The following is a 3,736-nucleotide window of genomic DNA, read 5'->3' as shown; positions in this document are numbered from 1 at the left end:
CGCTGGTGCTGGAATCGGGCAACTTCATCCCGCACAAGCACCGCAGCATCCTGCTGAACCTGTTCGACCTGGAAGCCATTACGGTGGACGACGTGATGACGCCGCGCGCCAAGGTGGAATCGCTGGACCTGTCGCGTCCGATCGACGAGGTCGTCGGCCAGCTGGAGACCTGTTACCACAACAAGCTGCCGGTGTTCGAGCGCGACACCGACCAGGTGATCGGCATCCTGCACGTGCGCAAGGCGCTGTCGCTGCTGGGTCATCCGGAGCTAACCCACGACGACTTCCGCGGCCTGCTCGCCCAGCCCTACTTCGTGCCGAGCGGCACGCCGGTGTTCCGCCAGCTACAGTATTTCCAGGAGAATCGCCGCCGCATCGGCCTGGTGATCAACGAATACGGCGACATGCTGGGGCTGGTGACGCTGGAAGACATCATCGAAGAGATGATCGGCGAGTTCACCACCACGCTGCCGCATGCCGGCAAGCTGGCCTGGGGTGCGGATGGCGCCTATCTGGCCGACGCGGGCATGTCGTTGCGCGACCTGAACCGGCGCCTGGACCTGCACCTGCCGACCGACGGGCCGAAGACGCTGAACGGGCTGGTGCTGGAAGTACTGGAAGAGATTCCGGAAGCGACGGTGAGCGTGCGCATTGCCGGGTGCGTGATGGATATCGTGCAGATGGACAGCCAATCGATCCGCACGGTGCGGCTGCATCGGCCGAAAGCCCCCGAGAAGCGCAGCTGACTCCACACTTAGAAGCTTGGCACTTCAGTCCACGCGGTTTTCTGCCGATGTGGCACAAATGCACGTGTCGCTTTTAAGCGTGCTTTACAAATTGCATAGCGGTCGGCAAACTGCCCCGACTCCGGGCCTCACCCCCCACGAATGGGTGGGGTGCCGACTGCAAAAAACACAACAACTCGCCTTGGGGGGCGGGCGGGCGTCGCGGCCGTGGGGCCGGGCGCGCGCTGTATGGTCAGTCAGACGGATTCATGACTCTCGGACTCGCTCTTGCGCAGAGCCGGCGGATTGCGCCGACATTACTCACCCAGCTCGAACAGAGCGCGCGTGAAAAACGCACGCAGCTGATCGACGAGCTGGTGGGCAGCGGCATCATGAGCGCGCATGATCTGGCGGTCTTCGTGGCGGGCAAGTACCAGATGCCGCTGCTGGATCTTGCGCAGTACAAGCTCGACACCGTGCCGGCCGTGCTGTCGGCCAACAAGCATTTCCACCAGCTGCGCCTGCTGCCGCTGGGCCGGCGCGAGAACCGCCTGATCGTCGCCACCTCGGACCCAAGCGATCCCAAGCCGATCGAAGAGCTGCGCCAGAAGATGAACGTGGCGGTGGAAACCGTCATCGTCGAGCACGACAAGCTGGTGCGCCAGCTGAGCCTCGCCAACGAGGCGCCGGCCGAGATCAAGTCGCTCTTCCCCAAGCAGGAAGCCACGCAGATTGAATACGATGCGGGCGCCGCCGCCGCCGTGCGCCGCCCCAATGCGGACGGCATCGACGATGCCCCGGTGGTGCGCTTCCTGCAGAAGCTCTTTACCGAAGCCCTGCTGCGCGGCGCCTCGGACTTGCATTTCGAGCCCTTTGAAACGTTTTACCGGGTGCGCTTCCGCATCGACGGCATCCTGGCGCAGGTCGCGCAGCCGCCGCTCGATATCCGTGACAAGGTCGCCACCCGCATCAAGGTGCTCTCGCGCCTGGATATCTCGGAAAAACGCGTGCCGCAGGACGGCCGCATGAAGCTGCTCATCACCGTCCCGAAAGACCGGAAGGACAAGGACAACAAGGAGATGATCGAGCGCGCCATCGACTTCCGGGTGTCGACGCTGCCGACGCTGTTCGGCGAGAAGATCGTGATCCGTATCCTGGAATCGTCCACCGAGCGGCTCGATATCGACCAGCTCGGCTACGAGCCCGAGCAGAAGCAGCTGCTGCTGGACGTGATCAAGCGCCCATACGGCATGGTGTTGGTGACCGGCCCGACCGGCTCCGGCAAGACGGTGTCGCTGTACACCTTCCTGAACAAGCTGAACCAGGGCGACATCAATATTTCCACGGCGGAAGACCCGGCGGAAATCCAGTTGCCCGGCATCAACCAAGTGAACGTGAACGACAAGGCGGGGCTGACCTTTTCGGCCGCGCTCAAATCGTTCCTGCGGCAGGATCCGGACATCATCATGGTGGGCGAAATCCGGGACCTGGAAACGGCGGACATCTCCATCAAGGCCGCGCAGACCGGTCACTTGGTGTTCTCCACGCTGCACACCAACGATGCGCCGACCACGCTGACCCGCCTGATGAACATGGGCGTGGCACCGTTCAATATTGCGTCGTCGGTACTGATGATCACGGCGCAGCGTCTCGCGCGCCGGCTGTGCAAGGACTGCAAGAAGCCGGGCCCGCTGCCCAAGGAAACGCTGCTCGATGCCGGCTTCAAGGAAGAGGATCTGGACGGCAGCTGGCAGCCGTACCATCCGGTCGGCTGCGAGACCTGCAACGGAAGCGGCTACAAGGGCCGGGCGGGTATCTACCAGGTCATGCCGATCACCGAGGCGATCCAGGAGATCATCCTGACGCACGGCACCGCGCTGCAGATCGCCGAGCAGGCACGCAAGGACGGCGTGCTGTCGCTGCGCGAATCGGGGCTGAGGAAAGTGAAGCAGGGGCTGACTTCCCTCGAGGAAGTGCTGGCTACAACGAACCAATAACCTTCTCGATCAATCGTTCCCATACCGGGGGGTAGGAACCGACCATGGCCACACGAGCACCCGCCGCACGACCGGCCCAAAAGAGCGCGACCGCCGCAGCGCCGGCACGCAAGACCGCTGCCAAGAAGGCAGCCACGCAGTACGTCTTCGAATGGGAAGGCAAGGACCGCAAGGGCAAGATCTTCAAGGGCGAGATGCGCGCCGAGAACATCGGCGAGGTCAATGCCATCCTGCGCAAACAGGGCCTGTCGATCACCAAGTCCAAGCGCCGGCGCGCCGCGCGCGGCAAGAAGATCACCGGCAAGGACATCGCCTACTTCACGCGCCAGCTGTCGACCATGCTCAAGGCCGGCGTGCCGCTGCTGCAGTCGATCGACATCATCGCGCGCGGCCATGCAAACCCGAACTTCACCCAGCTGCTGACGGAAATCCGCGTCGACATCGAGTCGGGCAGCAGCATGGCGACAGCCTTCCGCCGCCATCCGCAGTACTTCGACCCGCTGTACTGCAACCTGATCGACGCCGGTGAACAGGGCGGTATTCTCGATGCACTGCTCGAGCGCCTCTCCATGTACATGGAGAAGTCGATCGCGCTGAAGGCGCAGATCAAGTCGGCCATGATCTACCCGATCTCGGTGCTGACGGTGGCCTTCCTGGTGACGGTCGTGCTGATGGTTTTCGTGGTGCCGTCGTTCAAGGGGGTGTTTGCCGGCTTTGGCGCCGAGCTGCCCGCACCGACGCTGGCGGTCATCGCCATTTCCGACTTCTTCGTGAAGTGGTGGTTCATCATCGTGTTCGCGCCCGTGATCGGCATCATCCTGTTCACGCGGGCGTTCAAGAAGTCGGAGGATGTGCAACGCTCCACGCACCGCTTCATCCTGAAGATGCCGATCTTTGGCAGCATCATCCGCAAGGCCACCATCGCGCGCTGGACGCGTACGCTCGCGACCATGTTCGCGGCCGGTACGCCGCTGGTGGAGTCGATGGAATCGGTGGCGGGCGCCGCCGGCAACT

General features: G+C 63.3%; 3 protein-coding genes. All 3 read left to right on the top strand.

All coding sequences use genetic code 11. The annotated features are described in order from the left end of the window. Positions 1-746: transporter associated domain-containing protein (locus tag QZ609_RS25300; RefSeq protein ID WP_295500906.1), on the top strand; the 746-nt coding region annotated here is incomplete at its 5' end. Between the two features lie 248 nt (positions 747-994). Next, a complete protein-coding gene (gene pilB / locus QZ609_RS25295; protein ID WP_295500904.1) occupies positions 995-2,722 on the top strand; it encodes a type IV-A pilus assembly ATPase PilB in 1,728 nt (575 codons plus the stop codon). A 44-nt stretch (positions 2,723-2,766) separates the two neighbouring features. Further along, positions 2,767-3,736: type II secretion system F family protein (locus QZ609_RS25290; RefSeq protein WP_295500901.1), on the top strand; the 970-nt coding region annotated here is incomplete at its 3' end.

Origin of the sequence: uncultured Ralstonia sp. (assembly GCA_913056305.1) — a bacterium.
Classification (GTDB): Bacteria; Pseudomonadota; Gammaproteobacteria; order Burkholderiales; family Burkholderiaceae; genus Ralstonia.
The sequence above is the reverse complement of the archived record's forward strand: the minus strand, read 5'-3'. Positions and strand labels throughout refer to the sequence as shown.

What these genes read in the sequence shown, in the direction of transcription:
- pilB (WP_295500904.1), top strand. Translation starts at nt 995, where the DNA reads ATGACTCTCGGACTCGCTCTTGCGCAGAGCCGGCGGATTGCGCCGACA.